The sequence below is a fragment of the Ferrovibrio sp. genome (assembly GCF_965278975.1).
GTDB lineage: Bacteria > Pseudomonadota > Alphaproteobacteria > Ferrovibrionales > Ferrovibrionaceae > Ferrovibrio.
This window is the reverse complement of record NZ_OZ257126.1, coordinates 3,171,372-3,196,846: the sequence shown is the minus strand read 5'-3', so window position 1 is coordinate 3,196,846 and position 25,475 is coordinate 3,171,372. Positions and strand designations below refer to the sequence as shown.

At 65.2% G+C, this 25,475-nt stretch carries 23 protein-coding genes and 1 other RNA gene; 3 read left to right on the top strand and 21 right to left on the bottom strand.

All coding sequences use genetic code 11. The features are described from left to right. Nucleotides 1-9 precede the first annotated feature (9 nt). Nucleotides 10-849 (bottom strand): outer membrane protein assembly factor BamD, encoded by an 840-nt coding sequence (locus ACQY7X_RS15170; RefSeq protein WP_428246253.1) that lies wholly within the window; start codon nt 847-849, stop codon nt 10-12. Between the two features lie 425 nt (nt 850-1,274). On the opposite strand from ACQY7X_RS15170, the gene ACQY7X_RS15165 reads away from it, so the two are divergent. Beyond that, complete coding sequence (locus tag ACQY7X_RS15165; protein WP_341981802.1) at nt 1,275-1,682, top strand: helix-turn-helix transcriptional regulator; 408 nt, start codon at nt 1,275-1,277, stop codon at nt 1,680-1,682. An 81-nt stretch (nt 1,683-1,763) separates the two neighbouring features. On the opposite strand, the gene lpxC is transcribed toward ACQY7X_RS15165, so the two are convergent. The 17 genes from lpxC to ACQY7X_RS15080 form a co-directional block, all read right to left on the bottom strand. Then, the gene (gene lpxC, locus ACQY7X_RS15160) at nt 1,764-2,732 is read right to left on the bottom strand and encodes a UDP-3-O-acyl-N-acetylglucosamine deacetylase (RefSeq protein ID WP_428246252.1); all 969 of its coding nucleotides are present in this window, start codon (nt 2,730-2,732) and stop codon (nt 1,764-1,766) included. A 166-nt stretch (nt 2,733-2,898) separates the two neighbouring features. Then, on the bottom strand, nt 2,899-4,629 hold the full coding sequence (ftsZ, locus tag ACQY7X_RS15155; protein WP_428246251.1) for a cell division protein FtsZ: 1,731 nt from the start codon (nt 4,627-4,629) through the stop codon (nt 2,899-2,901). Between the two features lie 113 nt (nt 4,630-4,742). Then, the gene (ftsA, locus tag ACQY7X_RS15150) at nt 4,743-5,984 is read right to left on the bottom strand and encodes a cell division protein FtsA (RefSeq protein WP_428246250.1); all 1,242 of its coding nucleotides are present in this window, start codon (nt 5,982-5,984) and stop codon (nt 4,743-4,745) included. A 14-nt stretch (nt 5,985-5,998) separates the two neighbouring features. Further along, entirely contained in the window at nt 5,999-6,925 is a 927-nt protein-coding gene (locus ACQY7X_RS15145) for a cell division protein FtsQ/DivIB (protein WP_428246249.1), read from the bottom strand. Then, entirely contained in the window at nt 6,913-7,827 is a 915-nt protein-coding gene (locus tag ACQY7X_RS15140; RefSeq protein ID WP_428246248.1) for a D-alanine--D-alanine ligase, read from the bottom strand. The genes ACQY7X_RS15145 and ACQY7X_RS15140 overlap by 13 nt, the downstream gene beginning before the upstream one ends. Continuing rightward, nucleotides 7,824-8,777, bottom strand: coding sequence for a UDP-N-acetylmuramate dehydrogenase (gene murB, locus ACQY7X_RS15135; RefSeq protein ID WP_428246247.1), 954 nt, complete (start codon nt 8,775-8,777; stop codon nt 7,824-7,826). The genes ACQY7X_RS15140 and murB overlap by 4 nt, the downstream gene beginning before the upstream one ends. After that, nucleotides 8,774-10,201, bottom strand: a complete 1,428-nt coding sequence (murC, locus tag ACQY7X_RS15130; protein ID WP_428246246.1) for a UDP-N-acetylmuramate--L-alanine ligase — start codon at nt 10,199-10,201, stop codon at nt 8,774-8,776. The genes murB and murC overlap by 4 nt, the downstream gene beginning before the upstream one ends. Beyond that, nucleotides 10,198-11,316, bottom strand: a complete 1,119-nt coding sequence (gene murG / locus ACQY7X_RS15125; protein ID WP_428246245.1) for an undecaprenyldiphospho-muramoylpentapeptide beta-N-acetylglucosaminyltransferase — start codon at nt 11,314-11,316, stop codon at nt 10,198-10,200. The genes murC and murG overlap by 4 nt, the downstream gene beginning before the upstream one ends. A gap of 31 nt (nt 11,317-11,347) precedes the next feature. Then, the gene (locus ACQY7X_RS15120; protein WP_428246244.1) at nt 11,348-12,472 is read right to left on the bottom strand and encodes an FtsW/RodA/SpoVE family cell cycle protein; all 1,125 of its coding nucleotides are present in this window, start codon (nt 12,470-12,472) and stop codon (nt 11,348-11,350) included. Beyond that, complete coding sequence (murD, locus tag ACQY7X_RS15115; protein ID WP_428246243.1) at nt 12,469-13,863, bottom strand: UDP-N-acetylmuramoyl-L-alanine--D-glutamate ligase; 1,395 nt, start codon at nt 13,861-13,863, stop codon at nt 12,469-12,471. Before murD ends, ACQY7X_RS15120 begins: the two co-directional genes overlap by 4 nt. A gap of 10 nt (nt 13,864-13,873) precedes the next feature. After that, nucleotides 13,874-14,962, bottom strand: a complete 1,089-nt coding sequence (mraY, locus tag ACQY7X_RS15110; RefSeq protein ID WP_428246242.1) for a phospho-N-acetylmuramoyl-pentapeptide-transferase — start codon at nt 14,960-14,962, stop codon at nt 13,874-13,876. A 17-nt stretch (nt 14,963-14,979) separates the two neighbouring features. After that, nucleotides 14,980-16,404, bottom strand: coding sequence for a UDP-N-acetylmuramoylalanyl-D-glutamyl-2,6-diaminopimelate--D-alanyl-D-alanine ligase (locus tag ACQY7X_RS15105; RefSeq protein ID WP_428246241.1), 1,425 nt, complete (start codon nt 16,402-16,404; stop codon nt 14,980-14,982). A 14-nt stretch (nt 16,405-16,418) separates the two neighbouring features. Beyond that, on the bottom strand, nt 16,419-17,894 hold the full coding sequence (locus ACQY7X_RS15100) for a UDP-N-acetylmuramoyl-L-alanyl-D-glutamate--2,6-diaminopimelate ligase (protein ID WP_428246240.1): 1,476 nt from the start codon (nt 17,892-17,894) through the stop codon (nt 16,419-16,421). Further along, nucleotides 17,881-19,665, bottom strand: coding sequence for a peptidoglycan D,D-transpeptidase FtsI family protein (locus tag ACQY7X_RS15095; RefSeq protein ID WP_428246239.1), 1,785 nt, complete (start codon nt 19,663-19,665; stop codon nt 17,881-17,883). Before ACQY7X_RS15095 ends, ACQY7X_RS15100 begins: the two co-directional genes overlap by 14 nt. Further along, nucleotides 19,665-20,210, bottom strand: coding sequence for a cell division protein FtsL (gene ftsL, locus ACQY7X_RS15090; protein ID WP_428246238.1), 546 nt, complete (start codon nt 20,208-20,210; stop codon nt 19,665-19,667). Before ftsL ends, ACQY7X_RS15095 begins: the two co-directional genes overlap by 1 nt. After that, nucleotides 20,207-21,166, bottom strand: coding sequence for a 16S rRNA (cytosine(1402)-N(4))-methyltransferase RsmH (gene rsmH / locus ACQY7X_RS15085; RefSeq protein WP_428250066.1), 960 nt, complete (start codon nt 21,164-21,166; stop codon nt 20,207-20,209). The genes ftsL and rsmH overlap by 4 nt, the downstream gene beginning before the upstream one ends. Before the next feature lie 47 nt (nt 21,167-21,213). After that, nucleotides 21,214-21,687: a division/cell wall cluster transcriptional repressor MraZ gene (locus tag ACQY7X_RS15080; RefSeq protein ID WP_428246237.1), complete on the bottom strand. Its 474-nt coding sequence runs from the start codon at nt 21,685-21,687 to the stop codon at nt 21,214-21,216. Nucleotides 21,688-21,965: 278 nt separating this feature from the next. Here ACQY7X_RS15080 and ACQY7X_RS15075 point away from each other — a divergent pair, with 278 nt between their 5' ends. Beyond that, the gene (locus ACQY7X_RS15075; RefSeq protein ID WP_428246236.1) at nt 21,966-22,568 is read left to right on the top strand and encodes a hypothetical protein; all 603 of its coding nucleotides are present in this window, start codon (nt 21,966-21,968) and stop codon (nt 22,566-22,568) included. A gap of 16 nt (nt 22,569-22,584) precedes the next feature. On the opposite strand, the gene rnpB is transcribed toward ACQY7X_RS15075, so the two are convergent. From rnpB to ACQY7X_RS15060, 3 genes are all read right to left on the bottom strand, one after another. Next, nucleotides 22,585-22,965, bottom strand: an RNA gene (rnpB, locus tag ACQY7X_RS15070) — RNase P RNA component class A. A 49-nt stretch (nt 22,966-23,014) separates the two neighbouring features. Beyond that, the gene (locus tag ACQY7X_RS15065; protein WP_428246235.1) at nt 23,015-23,758 is read right to left on the bottom strand and encodes a peptidoglycan recognition protein family protein; all 744 of its coding nucleotides are present in this window, start codon (nt 23,756-23,758) and stop codon (nt 23,015-23,017) included. A gap of 13 nt (nt 23,759-23,771) precedes the next feature. After that, complete coding sequence (locus tag ACQY7X_RS15060; RefSeq protein ID WP_428246234.1) at nt 23,772-24,701, bottom strand: DMT family transporter; 930 nt, start codon at nt 24,699-24,701, stop codon at nt 23,772-23,774. 171 nt (nt 24,702-24,872) lie between these two features. Between ACQY7X_RS15060 and ACQY7X_RS15055 the strand changes: the two genes are divergently transcribed. Further along, nucleotides 24,873-25,454: a winged helix DNA-binding protein gene (locus ACQY7X_RS15055; protein ID WP_428246233.1), complete on the top strand. Its 582-nt coding sequence runs from the start codon at nt 24,873-24,875 to the stop codon at nt 25,452-25,454. Nucleotides 25,455-25,475 lie beyond the last annotated feature (21 nt).

Below are 25,475 nucleotides of genomic sequence, written 5' to 3'. Positions count from 1 at the left end.
GCAGCGCGGTCAGAACAGCCGGCTGAGCCAGGAGCCTTCCTTGGCCTCGGGCCGGACATTCTTGCCGGTAAGCATCGCGTAGGTGTCGACGTACCATTCGCTGCCCGGATAGTTGTGGCCAAGCACGGCGGCCGAGTTCTGCGCTTCGTCGATCACGCCGAGCGCAAGATAGCTCTCGGTGATGCGATGCAGCGCCTCCGGCACATGGGTGGTGGTCTGGAATTTCTCCACCACGGTCTTGAAACGGTTGATCGCGGCGATGTGCTGGCCCTGGCGCTGATAATAGCGGCCGATGGTCATTTCCTTGCCGGCGAGATGGTCGCGCGTCAGATCGATCTTGAGCCGCGCGTCGCGGGCATATTCCGAGGTCGGGAAACGCTGCACCACATCGTTGAGCGCATCCAGCGCCTTCTGCGTGGTGCCCTGGTCGCGCGCCACGTCAGCGATCTGTTCGTAATAGCTGATGGCCTTCAGGTAATAGGCGTAGGCCGTATCCTTGTGGCCGGGATGCAATTGCAGGAAACGATCAGCGGCGGCAATCGCATCATCGTAGGCATTGCGCTGATACCAGGAATAGGCCGCCATGATCTGCGCCTTGGTGGCCCAGGTCGAGTACGGATGCTGGCGCTCGACTTCATCGAAAGTCTTGGCCGCACCCTCCCAGTTACCCTGGTTGGCGAAATCGACGGCGCGGTTATAGAGCTTGTCTACCGGCTCCTCGACATAGGGCTTTTCTTCCGCCGCGCAGGCGGCCAGCGCCAGCAGCAGGAAGCCGGCGGCAAACATCCGGCGGAGGCCGCGCGATGGCGTGGGACGCGCCGGAATCGAAGAGGTCACGATGCTCGACATGGCATCATCTGTCTCATGCCGGAGGGGGCAAAATCAAGCCTGCCTCCCGGCCTAAAGACTCTAAGGTGAGCCTGCCTCGGACTCCAATAGGGTAAGGTACGCGGATACCATAATTGTGTCATGAGGGGGTAAAAACACCCCTGGATTATCCTTTCGAACTACTTGTAGCTTCGTTCCAATCCGACAGAATCCCTTTCGAACCACCACCAAAGGCTGTATCCTCTATACTTCTGAACGATTTTCCGTCGTGTAGAACTGGCCTACAACATGAATCGTGTTCCGGTTGGTATCCTCCTTGTTTTGGACGCATACCACGGGACAGCCGGCCAAACCCTCGGGCGACCGGGATTGCCAAGGCAGCGGGGAGACGTTACCCCACCCAGCCGGCTTGGCTCGGACAGATTGAATATGAAGAGGATATATCCATGGGAAAGATTGCCACGCGGGTTGATGAATATGTTGGTGAGCGCATCCGCGCCCGTCGCACCGAACTGGGCCTGACCCAGGAAGAGCTGGCCAATGCCCTGAAGATTTCCTACCAGCAGGTGCAGAAGTATGAGACTGGCGCCAACCGCGTCAGTGCGGGCCGGTTGTTTGAAGTGGCGCAGCGCCTGCAGGTCGAGATGGCCTACTTCTTCGAAGGCCTGGAGCAGAAGCTGGACAGCCGTCCGATGGAACATGGCGGCAAGAACCGCTCGACCATCGAACTGGTGCGCAATTTCGCCGAGATCGAGGACAACACCATCCGCTCCGCGGTGGCCGGCCTGATCAAGAGCATTGCCCAGCGCAACAAGGACGGCACCGACCCGGTGACCCTTGGCGGTGACGACTAAGCCATCACGGCAACACCAATGAAAAAGCCGCCGGGCGACCGGCGGCTTTTTTTTATGCCCAGCTGGCGGGCTGTAAACGGATCAGAAGGAGGCTTCGGCAGCAGCGCGGATGCGCGAGCCGAGTTCGGCCGAACGCACCAGTTCGGCGGTACGCGACGGCAGCGTCTCGCGGCTCTTCGGATAGGTGGTCCAGGCGAAGGCGCTCTTGTCGGCGAACAGCGCATGCAGCAGGCGGTTGTTCAGCGCATGGCCGCTGCGGCAGCCCTCATAGCGGCCCAGGATCGGACCGCCGGCGAGGTAGAGGTCGCCCAGCGCGTCGAGCGCCTTGTGGCGCACGAATTCATCATCGTAGCGCAGGCCGTCATCATTCAGGATGCGGTCAGCCCCCAGCACCACGGCATTCTCCAGCGAGCCGCCACGGGCCAGACCCATGGCGCGGAGCTGTTCCACTTCCTGCACGAAACCGAAGGTGCGGGCGCGCGCCAGATCGGCCTTGAAACGGCCCGGCGCGAGATAGAATTCCGCCGCCTGGCGGCCAATCATCGGGTTGGGGAAATCGATCTCGAAAGCGATCGAGAAATCATCATCGGGCAGCAGCGCGGCAGTGGCCTGGCCATCGCGCACTTCCACCGGCTTCAGCACCTTCAGGTAACGGCGCGGCGCCACCTGATCGATCAGATCGGCGCATTCGATCAGGAACACGAAGGGCGCCGAGGAGCCATCCATCACCGGCACTTCGGGACCATCGATCTCCACCACTACGTTATCGACACCGAGGCCGGCAAACGCGGCCATCAGATGCTCGACGGTGCCGACCGACACGCCTTCGCCGGCGCTGACGGTGGAGCAAAGGCGCAGATCGGTAACCTGGTCGTAGCGGGCGCGGACCAGCGGCTGGCCCGGCAGATCGACGCGGCGGAACACCACGCCGGTATCCGGCGCCGCCGGATTGAGCGTCATCGTAACCTTGGCGCCGCTATGCAGGCCAATGCCGGAGCACTTGATGCGATTCTTGAGGGTCTTCTGCGCCGTCTTGCCGGAAGTGAGCACTTAGGAAATCTCCCCTGCGAATCGGCGTATACGCGCGCCGCTCGAAAACAGTACGGGGATGGTTGTAGCAACCACCCCCGTCCAGTAACAAATCACTCTTCGTAACCAAATGTTTCGTCGTTTACGACCTATAAACCTTTGGAAACGTTAAGCGATTCCGGCTTCCTCAGTTCGCTTGGCGGCGCAGGAAAGCGGGGATGTCGAGCAGGTCTTCCTGCACCCGGCCAGCGGTCTGGCCCAGGCCGTGGGCCGGAGCCGGTTGCGGAGCACGCTCAACCGCCGGCTGCGGCGGCAGTTCGGCGACCGGCTGGGCGGCCGCAACCTGCGGTGCCGGAGCGGCGGCTGCGGTACGCGGCGCGGTCTGGCGCATCACCGGCACGGTGAATTGCGGCTCGGCCGCCTGACGGGCGGGAGCCGGCGCAGCTTCAGCCGGGGCGGCAGCGCGGCCAAACATGCGGCCGAAGATGCCCGCCGCCTTGCGCGGTTCGGAACGAACCACTTCGGCGTCGTTGAACAGGCCCTGCTGCGGCATGGCGGCGACCGGCGCGGCAGCAACCGGAGCGGCAACGGCGGCTTCCACCACCGGATTGGCCAGCGGACGCGGCGCTTCGGCGGCCACGGGGGCAGCTACCGGGGCATAAACCGGAGCCGGCGCGGCAACAGGAGCCTCGGCAACAATGCTGGTCAGTTCCATGGCCGGCGCGGCATTCACCGCTTCCATGGCGGCAGGAACCGGGGCAGCGACAGTTTCTGCGACCGGCATGGCAACCGGAGCGGCAGCCATCGGCGCCGGGGCCGCAACTGGGGCAGCGGCCATCGGCGCACGAACCGTCATGGCGGGGGCCGGCATCGCCGGCGCCGGCACGGCCGGACGCGGCTGCGCCACCTGCGGCGCCACCAGGCGCAGCTTCGGCTCGGGATTGATCTGCGCGGCGGCATCGATGCCGGTGGCCACCACCGACACGCGCATGCGGCCCTGCATATTCGGATCCAGGGTCGAACCGACGATGATATTGGCTTCCGGGTCCACTTCCTCGCGGATGCGGTTGGCGGCTTCATCCACCTCGAACAGGGTGAGGTCCGGGCCACCAGTGATGTTGATCAGCACGCCACGCGCGCCCTTCATCGAGATATCGTCGAGCAGCGGGTTGGCGATGGCACGCTCGGCGGCTTCGATGGCGCGATGTTCGGCATCGGCCTCGCCGGTGCCCATCATCGCCTTGCCCATCTCGCTCATCACCGCGCGCACGTCGGCGAAATCCAGGTTGATCAGGCCCGGCATCACCATCAGATCGGTGATCCCGCGCACGCCGGATTGCAGCACGTTATCCGCCATCTTGAAGGCATCCGCGAAGGTGGTCTTCTCGTTGGCGATGCGGAACAGGTTCTGGTTCGGGATGATGATCAGCGTATCGACATACTGCTGCAACTCCCGGATGCCGGCTTCGGCCAGCTTCATGCGCTGGCTGCCCTCGAAGGAAAACGGCTTGGTCACCACGCCGACGGTGAGGATGCCCAGCTCCTTGGCGGCGCGGGCGATCACCGGGGCGGCGCCGGTGCCGGTGCCGCCGCCCATGCCGGCGGCGACGAAGGCCATGTGGCAGCCCTGCAGGTGCTCGGCGATCAGCTCCATCGATTCCTCGGCGGCGCCGCGGCCGACATCGGGCTTGGCGCCGCAGCCGAGGCCCTGGGTCAGGGCCGTGCCAAGCTGGATGCGCCGCTCGGTGAGCGACATGTTGAGCGCCTGGGCGTCGGTGTTGGCGGCAACGAACTCGACGCCTTCAAGCTGCGAGGCGATCATGTTGTTGACCGCGTTGCCACCGGCACCGCCGACGCCGAAGACAACGATGCGGGGCTTCAGCTCGCGCGTGGCCGGCATAGAAAGATTGATACCCATCACTAATCCTCCAGGGTTAGAAGTTGGATTGACCGAGAAACCGCTTGCTTGCAAGCGGCGTTTGCGATCGCGCGTGGATGCTGGTGTTTTTGAAGGTCATCGTTTCCACGCCACTAGAAGTTCGCCCGCAGCCAGCGGCCGATTCGTGCGATGGGACCAGTGGTTTCGACCTCTGGTTCCTCCAAACGAATGACGCGCTGCGCCTGTTCCTGCAGGGCATAGGTGAGCAAACCGGCGCAGGCCGAGAAGGCCGGGCCGCCTGTTGCCTCGGCCAATCCGCCAACGCGGATCGGGCGACCGAGACGAACCTGCTTGTCAAGCGTGCGCGCGGCTAGCTCACGCACGCCTTGAAGTTGACTGGCGCCGCCGGTGAGCACGACGCGGCGGCCAGCGAGCTTTTCGAATCCGGAAGCGACGAGTCGTTCGCGCACCTGCTCCAGAGTCTCTTCGACTCGCGGCTTGATGATGCCGGTGAGGATGGAACGCGGCACCGGGTTCTGGGCATGCTCCTCGGTCTCGCCGACCTGGGGCACATCGATCATCTCATTCTCGTCGGCCTGGCTTGGCAGCACGGTGCCGTACAGCGTCTTGAGCCGTTCGGCATGGGCCAGCGGGGTGGACAGGCCACGCGCGATGTCGTTGGTGACATGGGCGCCGCCCAGCGGCACCACATCGGCATGCACCAGCTGGCCATCGTAGAACACCGCCAGGCTGGTGGTGCCGCCGCCCATGTCGATCAGGGTGACACCAAGGTCCATCTCGTCTTCCACCAGGCAGGCCAGGCCCGAGGCGAAGGGCGCGATGACCCGGCCCGAAAGCCGCAGATGGCCGCGCGCGACGCAGGTGGCCAGATTGCGCAGCGGACCCGAGGCGGCGGTGATCACATGCATGTTGACGCCCAGGCGCTCGGCGGCCATGCCGCGCGGCTCCTTGATGCCGCGCGAGCCGTCGATGGTGTAGCCGACCGGGATCGAATGCAGGATTTCGCGGTCGCCGGGCTGGTCCATGCGGCGGCCCTGCTCCAGCACGCGGGCCACATCGGCATCGCTCACCTCATGGCCGTCGATGGCCATTTCCACACCCATGGTGTGACTCTGCGGATTGCCGGCCGAGATGCTGACAAAGACATCGCGGATGGTTTCGCCGCACATGCGCTCGGCGGTTTCGACCGCGGCGCGGATCGAGCCTTCCGCCGCCTCCATGTCGATCACGTTGCCAGAGCGCAGGCCGCGCGAAAGCTGGTGGCCGATACCGATGACGCGGAGCGTGCCGCCATCGGCGCGAGCAATGAAGCAGCAGACCTTGGATGAGCCCACATCCAGGCCGGCGATCAAACCGTTACGCGATACCGCCATGTGCCTTCCCCTTCTTATGTCCGTTTCGCCGCCGGCTTCTTGGCCGGCGTGCTGGTCGTGGGCGGCACCGCTTCCGGCATCAGCTTGACGATAAGCCGGTCGTCGAGGCGCAGGTCCACGCTTTCCAAATCGCGCCGCAGCAGGCCGTGGCGCTGTTCCAGTTCGATCAGGCGGCGCCAGGCCAGTTCCGGAGTCTCCTCCGGCAGCTTGGCGATCACACCGTTGTCGAATTCGATATCCCAGCGGCGCTCGCGCACGCGGATGGCATTGACCACGCGGCGGCCCAGCACCGGCTCGGATTCCAGCATCGCGATCAGGGCCGCGGCCTGATCCGAGGCGCCGGGGCCGACCAGGCGCAGCAGATGCGCGAATTCGATGCGGTCATCGTCATCCAGCACGCGGCCATCGCGGTCGATCAGGCGCACCTGATGATCGATCTGCCAGCGCGCGAAAGGCTCGCGCTCCACGATTTCGATATGCAGCGTATCGGGCAGCTGGCGCCACACGGCGGCGTTTTTCACCCAGCCCAGACCCTCGACGCGCTTGCGCACGGCATCCAGGTCGACGGCCAGGATCGGATCGCCGCGCTCGATTTCAACTGCGGCCAGCAGCGCATCGGGCGGCGTATGCTCGCGGCCGGTCACGCTGATATCGCCGACCCGCAGATCCACCAGCGCACCGGCCTCGCCGATGGCAAGCTGCACTTCATTGCGGATGCGGTCCGGCCAGTCGGTGCGCAGCCAGGTATAGGCACCGCCGCCGCCAAGGCCCAACAGCAGGGTCAACACCAGCACCCAGCGCACACGGCGCCACAGCACGCTTTTCGGCTTCTTGCGCGCCGGCGGCAGCGGCCGGCAATAACCCTTCGGGCGCTGCGGCGGGGGCAGCGGAGCGCAGGGTGCGCAGGGGCGGTCATCGGCCAGAACGACTAGCGATCGCATGAGGCGTCCTCCACCATCCAGCGCACCAGGGCGCCGAAACCGATGCCGGCATGAGCGGCGATTTCCGGCACCAGCGACAGCGGCGTCATGCCCGGCTGGGTGTTGATCTCCAGCAGGTAGAACTTGCCCGGCTCGCCGGCGGTGTCGTCGTAGCGCCAGTCGGCGCGAGTCACGCCACGGCAGCCGAGCGCGAGATGCGCTTCCAGCGTCAGCGCACAGACCTGCTCATAGGCATCCTTGTGGATCGGCGCCGGCATCAGATGCGTCGCCTTGCCATCGGTATACTTGGCTTCGTAATCGTAGAAGCGGCCATGGGCCTGGATTTCGATGCCGCCCAGCACGCGGTTGCCCATCACCGCCACCTGAATCTCGCGGCCGGCGATATAGCGCTCCACCAGCACGGTCTCGCCGAAGCGCCAGGAGGCATCGTCCTGCGGCTGGTAATTGTCGCCGGCGAAAACGATATGCACGCCCACCGAGGAACCTTCGTTGAGCGGCTTGATCACATAGGGGTGCGGCATCACCGGACCGGCGGCGAAGGCCGAGCGATGCACCACCTTGCCTTCCGCCAACGGCAGACCATGGCCGGCCCATACCGCCTTGGCCATCGGCTTGCTCATCGCCAGCGCCGAAGCCAGCACACCGGAATGGGTATAGGGAATACCGATCATCTCAAGCAGGCCCTGCACCGTACCATCTTCGCCATACGGACCATGCAGCGCATTGAAGGCCACATCCGGCTTCACGCGCACCAGCTGCTCGGCGAGATCGCGGCCGACATCGATCGGCGTGACGCGATAGCCCTCGTCCTGCAGCGCCTTCACACAGGCGCGGCCAGAGGTGAGCGACACCTCGCGCTCCGATGACCAGCCACCCATCAGCACGGCAACATGCTTGCTCATGGCGTGGTCTCCTCATCCTGATTCGCCGCCAGCGGCAGGCCGACGCGGCGGATTTCCCAATGCAGCTCGATACCGCTGTGCTGTTTCACGCGCCGGCGCACGGTCTCGCCCAGCGTCTCCAGATCGGCGGCCGTTGCCGCGCCGCGATTGATCAGGAAATTGCAATGCTGTTCGCTCACCTGGGCATCGCCCACCACCAGGCCACGGCAGCCGGCGGCGTCGATCAGTTCCCAGGCTTTCGCACCCGGCGGATTGGCGAAGGTCGAGCCGCCGGTGGCGGTCTTGATCGGCTGCGTGGTCTCGCGCGAGGTCTGGATTTCCGCCATGCGCGCGGCAATCGCGGCGCGGTCGCCTGGGCGGGCCTGCAAGCGAGCAGAAAGGAAAATCCAATCCGCCGGCACGCCGCAATGGCGATAGCCGAATTTCAGGTCGTCGGGCAGCAGGCGATGGATGCGGCCCTGCGGATCGATGGCGCTGGCTTCCAGCACCACATCGCGCATCTCGGCACCATAGGCCCCTGCATTCATGCGCAAACCGCCGCCGATGGTGCCGGGGATACCGCGCAGAAATTCCACACCGGCGAGGCCAGCTTCCTGCGCCACCAGCGACACGCGCACATCGGAAGCGCCAGCACCGGCCTCGATCACATCGCCATCAACGCGGATATCGGAAAAGCCCTTGCCGAGCCGAATGGTGACACCCGGCAGGCCGCCATCGCGCACCAGCAGATTGGAGCCGACGCCGATCACCGTTACCGGCACGTCATCGGGCTTGGCGACCAGGAAAGCCGCAAGATCATCCAGATCGGCGGGACGGAACAACACTTCGGCCAGGCCGCCGACACGGAACCAGGTGAGGCCGGAAAGCGGCGCACGCGCGGTGTAGCTGCCGCGCGTGGCGGGCAGCCGCGCGATCAAGCCTTCCGCATCCATGCGCCGGGCCGCCATCATGCCGCCCCCATCAGTTTCTGCAATTCAGCCGGCAGGGCATTGGCCCAGGTGGTGATATTGCCGGCACCGAGGCAGACCACCATGTCGCCGGCGGTAGCTTCGCGCAGCACCAGCGGCGCCAGATGCTCGGGCGCATCCAGCGCCATCACCTTGCGGTGGCCGCGCGCGCGCAGACCCTCCACCAGGGCATCGCGGCTCACGCCCTCGATCGGCGCCTCGCCGGCGGCATAGACATCGGCGACGATCACCGTGTCGGCATCGTTGAAGCAGGTGCAGAAATCCTCGAACAGATCACGCAAGCGGGTATAGCGATGCGGCTGCACCACGGCGATCACCTTGGCATTCGCCATGCCGGCTGTGGCTTGGCGCGCGGCGGCCAGCACGGCGGAAATCTCCACCGGATGATGGCCGTAATCATCGATCACCGCGATGCCGCCGGCTTCTCCGGTGCGGGTGAAGCGGCGCTTCACGCCCTTGAAGCCGCCCAGCGCGCGGCGGATCACTTCCGGGTCGAAGCCCATCTCGCGGGCAATCACCGCCACCACCAGGGAATTCTGCACATTATGCTTGCCATACATCGGCAGCATCACGCCGGTAACCGTGTCGATGGTGCCATCAACACGATTGGTAAACTGGATGTCGTAATGCGCGCCCGTGGCATCGAAGCTCAAATTCACCGCCCGCACATCGGCTTGCGGCGAGAAACCATAAGACACCACGCGGCGATCCGTGATGCGGCCGATCATCGCCTGCACTTCCGGGTGATCGATGCAGAGCGCGGCAAAGCCATAGAACGGCAGGCTTTCGACGAACTGCTTGAAGCCGTCGCGCACGCGATCAAACGTGCCGTAATGATCCAGATGCTCGGGATCAATATTGGTCACCACCGCGATGGTGGCGGGCAGCTTGAGGAACGTGCCGTCGCTCTCGTCGGCTTCCACCACCATCCACTCGCCCGCGCCCAGGCGCGCATTGGTGCCATAGGCATTGATGATGCCGCCGTTGATCACCGTGGGATCAAGCTGTGCCGCTTCCAGCAGAGCCGCCACCATGGAAGTGGTGGTGGTCTTGCCATGGGTGCCGGCAATAGCGATGGCCCATTTCAGGCGCATTAGTTCGCCCAGCATCTCGGCGCGGCGCACCACCGGGATCAGGCGCGCGCGCGCTGCCTTCACTTCCGGGTTATCCGCCTTCACCGCAGAGGAGATCACCAGCACTTCGGCTTCAGCGACATTCGCCGCCGCATGGCCCTCGAACACCTTGATGCCGAGATCGCGCAGGCGCTTGACGTTGTAGTTCGCCGAAATATCGGAGCCCTGCACCGTGTAGCCGAGATTGTGCATCACCTCGGCAATGCCCGACATGCCGATGCCGCCGATGCCGACGAAATGGATGATGCCGATATCGAGAGGCAACGCCCTCATGCCACGCTCCTGGCTACGCTGGACTGATTGGAATTCGCCGCCACGCGCTCGACCAGATCGGCCAAAGCCATGGTGGCATCGGGCCGCCCTTGTGATTTCGCCGCCGCCGCCATGGCGACCAGGCCGGGGCCGTTGCCAAGCAGGGCAGTCAATTCGCGGGCGGCGCGTTCGGCGGTGAAATCATTCTGGCTGATACGAACCGCGCCGCCGGCCCGCACCAGGGCTTCCGCATTGGCGGTCTGGTGGTCATCGGTGGCATGGGCATAGGGCACCAGCAGGGCCGGACGCCCGATGGCGGCAATCTCGGCGGTGCTGGAAGCGCCGGAGCGGCTGATCAGCAGATGCGTATCAGCGATGCGGTGCGCCACATCGGCGAAGAAATTATTCGTTTCGGCTTCAATGCCGGCCTCGGCATAGAGCGCGCGTACGCGGTCGAGATCCTCGGCGCGGCATTGCTGCGTCACGCGCAGGCGGCTGCGCAGTTCCTCCGGCAATGCCGCCAGCGCCGCCGGCACCACATCGGAGAAGACGCGCGCACCCTGGCTGCCGCCCAGCACCAGCAGGCGGATTTCCTCAGTCGGCGCCTGATACGGCACGGCGGTGGCTTCCAGGATCGCCGGGCGCAGCGGATTGCCGGTCACCTGGGTCATCGCGCTCAGCGGCAGCAGGTGGGTATTCTCGAAAGACAGCGCGATCATCCCGGCGCGCTTGGCCAGCAGGCGGTTGACACGACCGAGCACCGCATTCTGTTCATGCAGCAGCGTCGGGACACGAAGCTGTGCCGCCGCCAGCATCAGCGGCAGCGACGGATAGCCGCCGAAGCCGACTGCCGCAATCGGCGGCAGATGCTGGATCAGCTTGCGCCCTTCCAGCACGCCACGGCCGATGGCGATAGCGGCCAGCGCCTTGCCGATCAGGCCCTTGCCGGTGGGCGTGGCCGATGACACGCGGTAGAGCGGCACATTCGCCATGCCTTTGCCGAAACCGCTGCCGCGCGGATCGGTGACGAAAGCCACCTTGTGGCCACGGCCGGTGAGTTCCACCGCCAGCGCTTCCGCCGGGAAGACATGGCCGCCGGTGCCGCCGGCTGCGAGATAGATCGGGCCGGCCTTCATCGCGCCATCCCCGTTGTGGTGGTCATGCCGCTCATCGCGCCATTCCGTGCTCAGGCCGCCAGCGGGTCAGCGCCAGCAGCATGCCCATGGCGAAAGCCAGAGCCAGCAGCGAGGAACCGCCGTAGGAGATGAACGGCAGGGTCATGCCCTTGGTCGGCAGCAGATGCAGGTTGACGCCGATATTGATCACCGCCTGCAGGCCGAACTGCGTGGTGAGGCCAGCGGCGGCGAGCAGCACGAACAGATTGTTCTCGGTCATCAGACGGCCAAAGCAGCGCAGCACGATGAAGGCGAATACGGCGAGGATGAACAGGCAGGCGAACAGGCCGAATTCCTCGCCGGCAACGGCGAAGATGAAATCGGTATGGGCATCGGGCAGCACATTCTTCACCGCGCCCTCGCCCGGACCGCGCCCGAGCAGGCCGCCAGTGGAGAATGCCTCCATGGCACGCTCGATCTGGTAGTTCTCCTTGCCCGAGGGATCGAGGAACTTGTCGATGCGCGCCGCCACATGCGGCAGCAGCGAATAGGCACCGAAGATGCCGGCGGCCCCCAGGCCGGCCAGCACGATCACCAGCAGCATCGGCAGGCCGGCGATGAAAAACTGCGCCGCCCAGACGGAAGCCACCACCACTGCCATGCCAAGATCGGGCTGCAACAGCAGCGTGCCGAGCACAACGGCGCAGAGGCCGGCGCTGATTGCCCAGCCGGGGAAGCCATTGCCGCGCCGCCATTCGGCGAACAACCAAGCCGAGACCACGGCAAAGGTCGGCTTGACGAATTCGGAGGGCTGCAACGACACACCGGCGAAGTAGATCCAGCGATGCGCGCCCTTCACTTCCATGCCGATCACGAAAGTAAGGAACATGCCGACCAGCGCGCCAATGAAGACCAGCGTGGCGATGCGGCGCACGCCCAGCGGCGAGAGCAGCGACGTGGCCAGCATGATCAGCAGGGCCGGGATCAGGAAGATCAACTGGCGCTGCACGAAATGGAAGCTGGACAGGCCGATGCGGTTCGCCACCGCCGGCGAGGCAGCCAGCGTGAGCACGCAGCCGACGATCACCAGCACCATCACCGACATCAGCAGCCAGCGGTCGACAGTCCACCACCAGCGGCCGACAATCGAGGTATCGGTGCGCGACAGGGTGATCATGCGGCGGCTCCCTTCGCCTGGCGCTCGCGGATCAGGCGGATGAATTCATCGCCGCGATGCTCGAAGCTCTTGAACTGGTCGTAAGAGGCGCAGGCCGGCGACAGCAGCAGCACGGCATTGGCCAGCTTCTCGCGCCGCGCCAGGGCCAGCGCCTGATCAATCGCCGGCTCCAGGCTGCCGCTGAGGCTGTGCGGCACATCCTTGCCCAGGGTGGCGGCGAAATCGTTCGCGGCATGGCCGATCAGGAAGGCATGGCGGATACGCGGGAATAGCGGCTTCAGCGCGGCGATGCCGCCTTCCTTGGCCTTGCCGCCGGCAATCCAGTAGATCGTATCGAAGCAGGCCAGCGCCTTCTCGGCGGCTTCGGCGTTGGTCGCCTTGCTGTCGTTGATGCAGGCGATGCCGTCGATGCTGCCGACCTGCTGCAGGCGATGCTTCAGGCCGGGAAAACTTTCGATGGCCGCGAGAATCGCTTCCGCTTCCAGCCCGGCGGCACGCGCGGCGGCGAATACGGCGGCGATATTCTGCCCGTTATGCTTGCCGGGCAGAGCCGGGAAGCGCGACAGGTCCGCCACTTTGGCGCCGCGTTCGTAGAGCACGCCATTCACCGCCGAAATGCCATCTTCAAGGACCTGCTCGGCCGAGATGGCGCAGATGACGCGGCCGGATTGCTCGGCGACCAGTTCGGCATAGATGGCATGGCAATAATCGTCGTCGATGCCGATCACTGCCGTATCGCCTTCGGCCTGGCCCTGGAAGATGCGCGCCTTGATGGCGGCGTAATTCTCCATCGTGCCGTGGCGGTCGAGGTGATCCGGCGTGATGTTGAGCAGCACGGCGATGCGCGCCTGCCAGCCCGGCGTCAGGTCGATCTGGAATGACGACATCTCCAGCAGATAGGCGCCATCTTCGCCCAGGCGCTCAAGATCCAGCACCGGCACGCCGATATTGCCGCCGATGGCGATGCTGCGGCCCGCCGCCTTCAGCACATGACCGAGCATGGCAGTGGTGGTGGATTTGCCGTTGGTGCCGGTGACGCCATAGACACCAATTGACTCCTTGGCGGACCTGGTTTCACGCAGCAGCAATTCGACATCGCCGATCACCGGCACGCCGACGCGCTGGGCCGCCGCCACGCAATCATGCGGCACCGGATGGGTCAGCGGCACGCCAGGCGCCAGCACCAGGGCAGTGCAGCCGGTAAGCGTCGCGTCATTCAGTGGCACGGTCTTGAAACCGGCCTGCTCGGCGGCAAGGCGCGAGGCTTCGTTATCATCCCACAGCCGCACTTCGGCACCGCCGGCAACAAGCGCGCGCGCCGTGGCCAGCCCGCTGCGCGCGAGGCCGAACACGGCGTGACTGCTGCCTTTGCTATGCTCAAGTGCGATCATGCTCAGCGCCTCACCGCAGCTTCAGGGTGGAAAGGCCAGCCAAGGCCAGGATCACGGCAATGATCCAGAAGCGGATCACAACGGTGGGTTCCTTCCAGCCCTTCTTCTCGAAATGATGGTGCAGCGGCGCCATGCGGAAGACGCGCTTGCCGGTGAGCTTGAAGGAAGCCACCTGCACCATCACCGACACGGTTTCGAGCACGAACAGGCCGCCGATGATCGCCAGCACCAGTTCATGCTTGGTGATCACGCTGATGGTGCCGAGCGCGCCGCCCAGGGAGAGCGAGCCGGTGTCGCCCATGAACACCATGGCCGGCGGCGCGTTGAACCACAGGAAGCCGATGCCGGCGCCGACCAGGGCGCCGCACAGCACGGCGAGTTCACCGGCACCGGGCACATAATGAATCTGCAGATAATTGGCGAACACGGTGTTGCCGACCAGATAGGCGATCAGGCCGAAGCTGGCCGCCGCAATCATCACCGGCACGATGGCGAGGCCATCCAGGCCGTCGGTGAGGTTCACCGCGTTGGAAGCGCCGACGATCACGAACACCGCGAAAGGCAGCATGAAGATGCCGAAATTCAGCAGCACATCCTTGAAGAACGGCACGGCAAGGCTGGCATTCAGCGGCGCCGACATGATGGTGCTGATCCAGTAGGCCACGGCAGCACTGATGGCGATGGTGGCAAGCAGTTTCAGCTTGCCCGGCACGCCTTTCGGATTCTGCTTGGTCACCTTGAGGTAATCGTCGGCGAAGCCGATCAACCCGAAACCGAAAGTGACGATCAGCACGGCCCAAACATAGCGGTTGGTCAGATCAGCCCAAAGCAGCGTGCCGGTACCCATGCCGATCAGGATCAGGAAGCCGCCCATGGTCGGCGTGCCGCGCTTGGTCAGCAGGTGGCTTTCCGGGCCGTCATCGCGGATCGGCTGGCCCTTGCCCTGCTTGGCGCGCAGCCAGTTGATCAGCGGTTCGCCGATCACGAAGCTCAGGATCATGGCGGTCATGATCGCGCCGCCGGTGCGGAAGGTGATGTAGCGGAACAGGTTGAACGGGGTGAATTCGTCCGCCAACGGGTAGAGCAGATGATACAGCATCCTGAAACTTTCCTTCGTTACCAGCCGCTGGCAGCGCGAGGCGCCGGCGCAGCCGTCAACAGATTTTCCACCACCCGGCCCATGCGGCTGCCGAGCGAGCCTTTCACCAGCAGCACATCGCCGGCGCGGATGGCACCGCGCAGACCATCGATCAAGGCTTCCGAATTCGCCGCATGCACACCGCGCAGCTTGACCGGCAGCGCCTCATGCAGGCCCTGCATCATCGGCCCCGCCGTGAACACCAGATCGATGCTGCTTTGCTGCAGCGCTTCGGCCAGGCCGCTATGCGCCGCCGGTGCTTCCGGCCCGAGTTCCAGCATGTCACCCAGCACCGCGATGCGGCGGCCGCGCGAGGATGACGGCTTGGCCATCGCCAGCACGGTGAAGGCCGCGCGCATGCTGGCCGGGCTGGCATTGTAGCTGTCGTCGATGATTTCGATCTGGCCGTCGCGCCAGTCGCGCAGATGGCGCTCGCCACGGCCCTTCGGCGCGGTGATGCTGGCCAAAGCCAGGCCGGCCTGGGCCAGATCGGCGCCCAGCACCTGCGCGGCGGCTAGCACGGCCAGCGAATTCAGCACCCAATGGCGGCCCGGCACGCCGATCTTGTAGGTGATCGCCTGGCCCAGCACTTCGGCGGCCACGCAGGAGCAATTCGGATGCGCGGCATACTTGATCAGGCGCGACTGCGCTTCCGCATGTTCGCCGAAACTGACCACATCGGCGCCATGCTTGGCGGCAGCAGCGGCCAGGCGCTCGTAATAGGGATTATCGCGATTCAGCACGGCGATGCCGCCAGGCTCCAGGCCTTCCACGATCTCCGCCTTGGCATCGGCAATACCGGCGACGCTGTCGAAGAATTCCAGATGCACCGCTTCCACGGTGGTGATCACCGCCACATGCGGCCGCGCCAGCTTGGAGAGTGGGCGGATTTCGTCGGCATGGTTCATGCCCATCTCGATCACGGCGTAGTGGCTATCCACCGGCATGCGCGCCAGCGTCAGCGGCACCCCCCAGTGATTGTTGAGATTGCCGAGCGAAGCATGAGTCGGGGCTTGTGCTGCAAGAATCTGGCGCAGCATTTCCTTGGTCGAGGTCTTGCCGACGCTGCCCGTCACGCCAACCACGCGGGCGCCGCAGCGCTGACGCGCGGCAGCACCCAGATCGTTCAGCGCCTGGAAGGTATCGCGCACCAGCAGCAGATTGGCGCCCGGCGGCAGGCCTTCCGGGATGCAATCGACGATGGCGGCCGCGGCGCCCTTGGCCAGCGCATCCGCGACAAAGCCATGGCCATCGAAATTTGGCCCCTTCAGCGCCACGAACAGATCACCGAAAGCAACGCTGCGGCTGTCGATGGAAATGCCGGCGGCCGACCAGCGCGTCTCGGTGCGGCCCTTCACGGCCAGCGCCACTTCATCAGAAGTCCAAAGAGAGAAAGGTTCCATTAATCTTTACTCCCTTATGGTTCGATGCCCGAAGAAGAACCTGCGTCAGCCGCAGACACGGCTTCACGGGCTTCCCTGGCATCATCGAAGGGACGGGTTTCCTTAGCCACGATCTGGCCCAGCTCATGGCCCTTGCCGGCCAGCAGCAGCAGATCACCCGCGCGCAGTTCAGCCACCGCCGCGCGGATCGCGGCATGGCGGTCGCCAATTTCCACCGCACCAGGGCAAGCAGCCAGAACAGCAGCACGGATCGCAGCCGGTTCCTCGCTGCGTGGATTGTCATCGGTGACATAGACGCGATCCGCCAGCCGCGCGGCAATCTCGCCCATCAGCGGACGCTTGCCCTTGTCGCGGTCGCCGCCACAGCCGAACACCAGCACCAGCCGGCCGGCGGCATGCGGGCGCGCCGCCTTCAGCGCGGTTTCCAGCGCATCGGGCTTATGCGCGTAATCAACGAACACAGGAGCGCCATTGTTGCGCGTCGCGGCAAGCTGCATGCGCCCCGGCACACCCTGAATCTTCTCAAGCGCGGCAATCGCCTTGGCCGCATCGGCGCCAGCGCCGATCACCAGGCCCAGCGCGGCGAGCAGATTGCCGGCCTGGAAGCTGCCGATCAGCGGGCAGTCGATTTCATGCTCGGCGCCGAAAGCCTTGAAGCGGAAGCGCAGGCCGCCGGCATGGGGCTGGCTGGCGAGCAGGCGCAGTTCCTCGCCCTTCCAGCCATAGCGGATCAGGCGCTGGCCGCGCGCCGTGGCAACTTCCGCGACACGAGCGCCATGTTCGCCGTCCATGTCGATCACCGCAACGCCATCGCTGGGCAACAGGTCGCTGAACAGCCGCAGCTTGGCGGCGAAGTAATGCTCGACCGTCGGATGGTAATCCATATGGTCGCGGCTCAGATTGGTGAAGGCAGCGGCGCGGATGCTCACGCCATCAAGGCGGAACTGGTCCAGGCCATGGCTGGAGGCTTCCAGCGCCAGATGGGTGCAGCCGGCTTCCGCCACGCGATGCAGCAGGCGATGCAGTTCCACCGGATCCGGCGTGGTGTTCGGCACTTTCTCATACAGGCCCGGCGCGATCAGGCCCAGCGTGCCGAGGCTGGCGGCGCGCTCGCCCATGGCAGCCCAAAGCTGCTGCGCGAAATTCGCCACCGAGGTTTTGCCGCTGGTGCCGGTGACGGCAACCATGGTGCGCGGCTGGGCGCCGAAGAATGCGGCGGCCATCAGCGCCAGACGGCGGCGCGGATTGGCGTCGGCGATGAAAGGAATACGCTCGGCATAGGCCGGATCGACGCTGTCGCACAACACCGCCACGGCGCCCTTCTCGGCGGCATCGGGAATGAAGCGGCGGCCATCCATGGCACTGCCCTGGAGCGCCGCGAACAGGAAACCCGGGCGCACGGCACGGCTATCGGCGGTGAGGCCGACGATGTCGAGCCCCGCGATCCGCGGGTCCAGCCGCAAATCGGTGCAAAGCTCATTGAGACGCAATTTTCTTCTCCTGCGTCCGCACGCCGGTAACCGGCACATACATGGCTTGCTTGAGGTCGGGCGCGTTCTCGTCCACCGGCGGCACGCCGAGCAGCGGTGCGATGCGCGAAATGATGCGGCCAGCGGTCGGCGCCGAAGTCCAGCCGGCAGTGGCAAAGCCGTAGGTGCCTTTCTGCGGCTTTGGCTCGTCCATCATCACCTGCACCAGGTAACGCGGCTTGTGCATCGGGAAGCCAGCGACGAAGGTGTTGAACAAAGCCTTGCGGTTATAGCCGCCGCGCGCGCCGACCTTTTCCGAAGTACCGGTCTTGCCGCCGACGAGATAGCCTTCCACATCGGCCTTCTTGCCGGTGCCCTCTTCCACCACCAGCAGCATCAGCTTGCGCATCACGTCGGATACTTCCGGCTTGATCACCTGGCGGCCCGGCACCGGCAGACCCGGCGGGCGCTTCACCAGGGTGGGCGGATGCAGCACGCCGCCATTGATCATCGCGGCGGTAGCCGTGGCGAGTTGCAGCGGCGTCACCGACAGGCCATGGCCGAAAGCAATGGTCATGGTTTCGACGGTCTTCCAGTTGCGCGGAATCAGCGGCGCGCCGATCTCGGGCAATTCCAGCGCCACCTTGTTCAACATGCCAATCTTGCCCATGAATTCGCGCTGCAAATTCGGGCCGACATCCACCGCCATCTTGGCCGAGCCGATATTCGACGAGTACATGTAGATTTCCGGCACGCTGAGCCAGCGGCGCTTCGGGTGATCGTCGCGGATCTGGAAGCGGGAAATCTGGATCGGGTTGGTGGCGTCATAGCCACCCGAAAGCTTCACCGTGCCATAATCCAGCGCCATGGCGGTGTTCAGCGTCTTCATGGTCGAGCCCATTTCGTAGACGCCTAGCGTGATGCGGTTGAAGCGCGCATCCTTGGAAGCTTCACCCGGATTGAGCGGGTCGAAATCCGGCAGGCTGACCAGCGACACGATCTCGCCGGTATGAATATCGAGCACGATGGCGCCGCCGCCGATGGCTTCAAAGAACTGCACCGCCTTGAACAATTCATCGCGCACGATGTGCTGCACGCGGATGTCGATGCTGAGTTCCAGCGGATCCCCGGTGCGGGCGGGATCGCGCAGGGATTCGTCGAAATGCTGCTCGATGCCGGCAATGCCCTTGCCGTCGATATCGGTATAGCCGAGCACATGCACCGCCAGATTGCCCTGCGGATAGACGCGCTTCTGCTCGGTGTGGAAATACAGGCCCGGAATACCGAGGCGGTTCACTTCATATTGCTGGCGCGGCGTCAGATTACGCTTGATCCACACGAAGCTCTTGCCTGGCGCCAGCTTGTTCTGCAGATCGGCGACAGTGAATTCCGGCAGGGTCTGGGCCAGCCGCACCGCCGCCTGGTCGGGATTGATGATCTTGCGCGGATCGGCGAACAACGACGCGGTCTTGAGATTGGTCGCCAGCATCTGGCCGTTGCGGTCCACCACCGGCTGACGCTCCATCAGCACGGTCTTGGCAAGCAATTCCGGGTTGCTGGTGCGCGTCACGGCGGGTTCCGACACGCCCTTGATCGCGGTGAGCCATACCAGGCGGCCAGCCAGCACGCAGAACAGCAGCGAGAACAGCGCAATGCCGATGACCAGGCGCGAGCGGCCGGTTTCCAGCGCCTGCTTGGTCTCGCCTTCCAGCTTCACCAAAGCCGGACGGCCCGGAATATCGGCGGGCGTGCAGGGTGGGCGCGGCTTCGGGGTGCGGCGGAACAGCGCCATCAGCGTGTCCCCCGCTTCTTGTCGCCAGCGGTCTTGTCACCAGCCGGCTTCTCATTGCCGCCACGCATGGCGCCGAGCACGGCGGCCACATCGCCATCCATGTCGTCGAGCACGGCAGCCTGCTTGGCGGCCACCGGCTGCGCTACGGCCAGAGTCTGTGCCTGAACCTGCGGCTGCGGTGCCGGCGCGGCGGCCACGACAGGCGGCGCGGGCTGTACTGGCGCCGCCTGCACCGGCGCAGGCGTGGCTGTCGGCGGCGCGATGCGCTCCTGGCGCCAGGGCAAATCCTCGATGCGGGTGATCTGGCGCGCGGTGGCCGACTTCATATCGAGCAGGCGCTGCGCCTTGTCCTGCAGATATTCCGGGCGCGACAGATAGCTCCATTCGGCCTGCAGCACACCGATGGTTTCGCGTTCCTGGCCCAGGGCGCGGTTCAGCTCCACCAGTTCGTCTTCCAGGCGCTGCACTTCATAGGAAAGCTGATACAAGCCGAAAGCGACAACGCCGAGCAGCAGCAGGGCGATGAAGGAAAAACCGCGGCTCATGCAGCCTCCTGCATGTCATCGGCCGGCCAGATGGCAGCCGCAGTGCGGCGCGCGGCGCGCAGCTTGGCCGAGCGGGCGCGCGGATTGATGTCGGCTTCCGCCTCACCCGCCGTGATCGCGCCCTTGTGAATCGGGGCGAAGGACGGCGCGCGGGCGGCAGCAGGATTTTCCGGCAGGTGGCGCGAGGTACCGCCGCCCTTGCCGGCGCGGCGGTCGAGGAACTGCTTCACCACGCGATCTTCCAGTGAATGGAACGACACCACGGCGAGGCGGCCATCGGGCTTGAGCAGCTTTTCCGCCGCCAGCAGGCCACGGCGCAGTTCGCCGAGTTCGTCATTCACATGGATGCGCAGCGCCTGGAAGGTGCGGGTGGCCGGATGATGGCCGGGCTTGCCGCGCACCACGCGGGCAACAATGGCGGCGAGTTGCAGCGTGCGGGTGATCGGCGCTTCAACGCGCGCCTTGACGATGGCGCGGGCGATGGCGCGCGAGCGATGCTCCTCGCCATAGAGATAGATGATATCGGCCAGTTCGGCTTCGTCGCGGCCATTCACCACATCGGCGGCGCTTTCGCCCGACGTGGCATCCATGCGCATGTCCAGCGGGCCATCCTGCTGGAACGAGAAGCCGCGCTCGGCCTGATCCAGCTGCATCGAGGAAACGCCGATATCCAGCGTTACGCCATCAACGCCATCGATGCCTTCATCGGCCAGCAATTCCGCCATGGCGCCGAAACGGCCGCGCAGTAAACGGAAGCGGCCCGGATGCGCCGCGCCAAGCCGCGCGGCATGCATCTGCACGGTGGAATCGCGGTCAATGCCATAGACCTTGCAATCCGCCGCCGCCAACAACGCGCCGGAATACCCCCCGGCACCAAACGTACCATCCACGAAAACCTCACCATCGCGCGGCGCCAAGGCTGCAACAACTTCCGCGCAGAGAACGGGAAGATGCATGGCCTTTGCGGCAGGATCATGGCCTGAGCCGGTGATCTTGCCGGCGCTCACGATACCGCCCCGGATTTCAGTTGCGCCTTGAGCCGCGCCTTGGCGATGGCATCGCGCTCGGCCCAGGCCTTCGGCTCCCAGAGCTGGAAATTGCGGCCACGGCCAACGAACACCGCCTCGCCCGGCGCGGCCAGGCCGGCATGTTCGAGCAAGACCTGCGGCAGCACGATGCGGCCTTCGCCATCGAACTGCGCCAGGCTCAGCGAAGCCAGCAGGGTGTCTTCGAGGTCGGCGCGTTCGGCGGAGAATTCCGGCATCGCGGCGATCCGGCCATGCACGCCCTTGAGATACTCGTTGCCACCGGCGACCAGAGCGCGGGCTTCGTAGGTGGCATCAGCCACCCAGTCGGGACCGAGATAGACACCGCCCTCAGGGCCCTGGCGGCCAAGCAGGGCGCGGAACGGCGCAGGGACGGAAATCCGCCCCTTGGCATCGATCCGATTCCGAAATGTGGAGAGGAAAACTTCCACAATGCCCCCGAAAAGCCGCCGCAACGGCCCGCTGCCCCACCCCAAAAGCCAGGAAATCCATCTCATTTGGGATGTTATGGGATAGCATGGGCTAGGATGGGCGTCAATGGAGAATGATTGGGCTGGGATGGCGATTCGGCCTAAAGATTTCAGAAACTTGGCCCGGATAGCTCACCCGGTCATTGCCCCGTTTTGTTCTCGTTCCTTTGGGGAAGAATGAACCCTTGCCGGGGCGGCGTGGGAGCCGCTACACCGGAGGGGATAGACCGGAGGAACGAGTGCGCTTCACCCCCCCTGCCCGCCTGCCCGGCCTGCCGCCCGCCTGGCTTGTTGCCTGCCTGGCCATGCTGGCCGGCTTGCTGCTCGGCGCTTCGCCGACGAAAGCGCAGATCGGCATCAACGAATTCCTGCCGCGCCAGGCCCCGGCGCTGAAGCGCTTTTCCGTCGTCGCCAGCACCGCCAACAACCAGTGCCTGACCGTGCAGCCGACCGGCAACGACATCACCCGTCTGCGCCCGGATGTGCTGCTCAGCCCCTGCGAATTCAGCATCGACAACCAGACCCAGGGCTTCTTCATCACCCGCACGGTGCGCGAGCGGAATCAGATTTTCTTCGCCGCCAACCCGGCCTATTGCCTGGCCATGGACCCACGCAACCGGCGCCTGGTGGCGGTGGCCTGCGGTGTGAGTGCGGAGATGTTCGCGGCCAATCCGCAGCATTTCGAATTGCGCCGCGGCGGCCTTGCCGTGGTCACCGACAGCGGCGAGGCCTGGTGCATCGATACCCGCGCCAGAGAAGGCTTTTCGCAGCTTTTCGAGCCGTATTTCATGCCCTGCCCGAGCCAGATCGGCGAGGCTTTCATCATGCGCGTGAACCGCTGACGGGCGCTGAAATAATGGTGCCAGACGGCCTGTAAGCCGGGTTCTGTCCACCCACTTGCGTGGGCTGTACGGCCATTCCTCTGGGACATCCGTTGCCGGATGCCTCGCGCGACCGACCCGGATGGCAGGCCGGAAAAAGCCTCGCCCGCTTGCGCGAGCCGCCATCCCTATTTGGTCTTGCTCCCGGTGGGGTTTGCCATGCCGCTCCTGTTGCCAGGCGCGCGGTGCGCTCTTACCGCACCTTTTCACCCTTGCCGCCGGCATTGCTGGCGGCGGCGGTCTGTTCTCTGTGGCACTGTCCCTGGGGTCGCCCCCGCCGGGTGTTACCCGGCACCGCTTTTCCGTGGAGCCCGGACTTTCCTCGCCCCCGAAAGAGCGCGACCGTCCAGCCATCTGGCACCGGGGCGAGCAATAGCCCCACAGGCGCCCGGTATCAAGCGCCTGATTTAAGCTCTTTGGGCGATGTGGTGAATCAGGCTGGTGGTTTCCGGGTCGGCCATGCCGTCGATCCGCGCCGGGCGCCAATGGCGCTGGAAGGCACGCACCACTGCCTCGGTAAGCGGATCGTAGACGCCGCTGCCTTCGATGCCGAAACCAATGCGGTCGAGCGCCACCTGCAGATCGACCACGGCGCCGCTTTTCATGCCCGGATGCAGTTCCGGGGCATGGGGCGACGGGCGGAATTCCGGGCTGGGCCACAGGCCGAAGCCGGCCTGCGCCAGCCGCGCCCAGGGGAACAGCTCACCCGGATCTTCCTTGCGTTGCGGCGCCACGTCGGAATGGCCGATGAACCCAGCGGCCGGAATGTTGTGCCGCGCCTTGATCTGCTGCAGCAGCGGCAGCAAGGCCGCGATCTGCGCTTCCGGGAACGGGCGATAGCCGAATTCATGGCCAGGGTTGACCAGTTCGATGCCGATGGAACGCGCATTCACATCGCGCACGCCGCGCCAGAAGGCCACGCCGGCGTGCCAGGCACGCGCTTCTTCCGGCACCAGCCGGATGATCGTGCCGTCCTCGTCGATCACGTAATGCGCCGAAACCTTGGCCTCAGTATCGGTCAGGCGGCTCAGCGCCGCTTCCGCCGTCTGCATCCCGGTGTAATGCAGCAGCACCAGGTCCACCGGCTTGCGGCAACGGCGCTCGTCGAAATTCGGCGAGGCCCGTTCGAGCATGGTCAATACATCCGTCATGCCCCTACTCCACTCAGTCCGAACCGGCCTTGGCCTTCGCCGCCGCAAGCGCGGCACGCTCCTCTGCGGCCCGATCCGGCTTCTTGTCGGCAATCTGGCTGTCGCGCAGGGTGACGATCAGCACGCCCAGCAGCGTGATCGCGGCACCGATCAAGGCGCGATCACTCAGGCGTTCGCCAAGGAAGATCACGCTGAACACAATGCCCATCACCGGCGCCAGCGTCACGCCGGGATTGACCAGGGCCACGGGATAGAGCCGCAGCAGGTAATACACGCCGCCATGGCCGAACAGCGACACGCCGAGGATCGAATAGGCCAGCAGCGACCATTCGCCCCAGCCGGCGGCCTGTGTCGCCTGCCACTGGCCCTGCTCGAAGAAATACGACAGCACCAGCAGGCCGGGCGCGCTGACCACGCCGATCCAGGCCTGCATCGCCAGCGGATCGACATGCTGGATGCGCCGCACCAGCACCTGGCCATAGGACATCGAGATCATGGCAAGCAGGCAGATCAGCAGCGCCATGGCATAGCTCAAAATGGCGGGATCGAAGCTCATCACCACCGAGCCGACGAAGGCCAGAGCAATGCCAAGGCCGCGGCGCCAGCGCACGGTCTCGCCCAGCATCAGCCAGGCCAGCAAAGCCGATACCGGCCCGCCAAGCTGCACGATCACGGCGATCACCGACACGTCATGCGCCATCTTGATGGCGTTGAACATCAGGGCGAAATGCAGCATGCCCATGAACACGGCGATCTGCAGCACCAGGCTCATCTGGCCCTTGTGCAGCTTCAGCCAGGGAAATAGCAGCAACCCCAGCCCGAGGAAGCGCAGGCCGGTGAAGAAGATCGGCGGGAAATGACCCACGGCGAGTTTCGAGGCAACGAAATTAAAGCCCCAAACGGCGCAAATGGAGACGAGCAGCAAAAGGTGCAGGGGACGCATCGCGGGACACTATCAAAGCGCACCCCGGGGGAGCCAGCAAAGAACGCTGCCCCGCCATGCACAACCTGCATGACGGTTATGCACCGGAGCGCGCCCGGGCCTTGGCCTCGCGGGCGGGAACGGGTTTACTGCGCCAGCAACAGGGCACGCGGCAGATCATTGGGGGCGTAGATGGCGGCGGCAGGCAAGAAGCCAGGGAACAAGGCGACAAAAGCGGCAAAAGCCCAAGAAACAGCCGCTGCGACACGGTCGCACCGGCCCATCGTTTCCTCGGCGCATCTGGCTTCCGAGCGTTTGAGCGAACTCAGCGAATTCGAATTCGCCCTGATGATGACCGCCAATGCCTTCAACCGCTGGATCGTGCGCTGCATGAATGCCGCCGGCACACCGGACCTGGCGGCGCTGGATGTGATGGTGCTGCATGGCGTGAACCATCGCGACCGCCCGAAGCGGCTGGCAGATCTTTGCCTGGTGCTGAATGTGGAAGACAGCCACACGGTCAATTACGGCCTGAAGAAGCTGCAGCGCATGGGCCTGGTGAGTGGCGAGAAGCGCGGCAAGGAAATCCACTATTCCACCACGGCGGCGGGCCGCGAGGCCTGCCTCAGCTATCGCAAGGTGCGCGAGGAATTGCTGGCCGAGGCGGCCGCCCTGATCGGCCGCCAGCCCGGCGAAATCGCCCGCATCGCCGAAACCATGCGGGCCTTGTCCGGCCTCTACGACCAGGCCGCCCGCGCCGCCGCCTCGCTTTAGGCTGTCTCGCCTGGAGAACGA

Excerpts from the sequence above, each read along its gene's own strand:
- ACQY7X_RS15105 (WP_428246241.1), bottom strand. The coding sequence starts at position 16,404 with ATGGAACCTTTCTCTCTTTGGACTTCTGATGAAGTGGCGCTGGCCGTG.
- murG (WP_428246245.1), bottom strand. The coding sequence starts at position 11,316 with ATGAAGGCCGGCCCGATCTATCTCGCAGCCGGCGGCACCGGCGGCCAT.
- ACQY7X_RS15120 (WP_428246244.1), bottom strand. The coding sequence starts at position 12,472 with ATGATCACCCTGTCGCGCACCGATACCTCGATTGTCGGCCGCTGGTGG.
- ACQY7X_RS15055 (WP_428246233.1), top strand. The coding sequence starts at position 24,873 with ATGGCGGCGGCAGGCAAGAAGCCAGGGAACAAGGCGACAAAAGCGGCA.
- rsmH (WP_428250066.1), bottom strand. The coding sequence starts at position 21,166 with ATGCATCTTCCCGTTCTCTGCGCGGAAGTTGTTGCAGCCTTGGCGCCG.
- ACQY7X_RS15170 (WP_428246253.1), bottom strand. The coding sequence starts at position 849 with ATGTCGAGCATCGTGACCTCTTCGATTCCGGCGCGTCCCACGCCATCG.
- murC (WP_428246246.1), bottom strand. The coding sequence starts at position 10,201 with ATGAGGGCGTTGCCTCTCGATATCGGCATCATCCATTTCGTCGGCATC.
- ftsL (WP_428246238.1), bottom strand. The coding sequence starts at position 20,210 with ATGAGCCGCGGTTTTTCCTTCATCGCCCTGCTGCTGCTCGGCGTTGTC.
- ftsZ (WP_428246251.1), bottom strand. The coding sequence starts at position 4,629 with ATGGGTATCAATCTTTCTATGCCGGCCACGCGCGAGCTGAAGCCCCGC.
- ACQY7X_RS15165 (WP_341981802.1), top strand. The coding sequence starts at position 1,275 with ATGGGAAAGATTGCCACGCGGGTTGATGAATATGTTGGTGAGCGCATC.
- ACQY7X_RS15140 (WP_428246248.1), bottom strand. The coding sequence starts at position 7,827 with ATGAGCAAGCATGTTGCCGTGCTGATGGGTGGCTGGTCATCGGAGCGC.
- ACQY7X_RS15060 (WP_428246234.1), bottom strand. The coding sequence starts at position 24,701 with ATGCGTCCCCTGCACCTTTTGCTGCTCGTCTCCATTTGCGCCGTTTGG.
- ACQY7X_RS15065 (WP_428246235.1), bottom strand. The coding sequence starts at position 23,758 with ATGACGGATGTATTGACCATGCTCGAACGGGCCTCGCCGAATTTCGAC.
- ACQY7X_RS15145 (WP_428246249.1), bottom strand. The coding sequence starts at position 6,925 with ATGCGATCGCTAGTCGTTCTGGCCGATGACCGCCCCTGCGCACCCTGC.
- ACQY7X_RS15095 (WP_428246239.1), bottom strand. The coding sequence starts at position 19,665 with ATGGCGCTGTTCCGCCGCACCCCGAAGCCGCGCCCACCCTGCACGCCC.
- mraY (WP_428246242.1), bottom strand. The coding sequence starts at position 14,962 with ATGCTGTATCATCTGCTCTACCCGTTGGCGGACGAATTCACCCCGTTC.
- ftsA (WP_428246250.1), bottom strand. The coding sequence starts at position 5,984 with ATGGCGGTATCGCGTAACGGTTTGATCGCCGGCCTGGATGTGGGCTCA.
- murD (WP_428246243.1), bottom strand. The coding sequence starts at position 13,863 with ATGATCGCACTTGAGCATAGCAAAGGCAGCAGTCACGCCGTGTTCGGC.
- murB (WP_428246247.1), bottom strand. The coding sequence starts at position 8,777 with ATGATGGCGGCCCGGCGCATGGATGCGGAAGGCTTGATCGCGCGGCTG.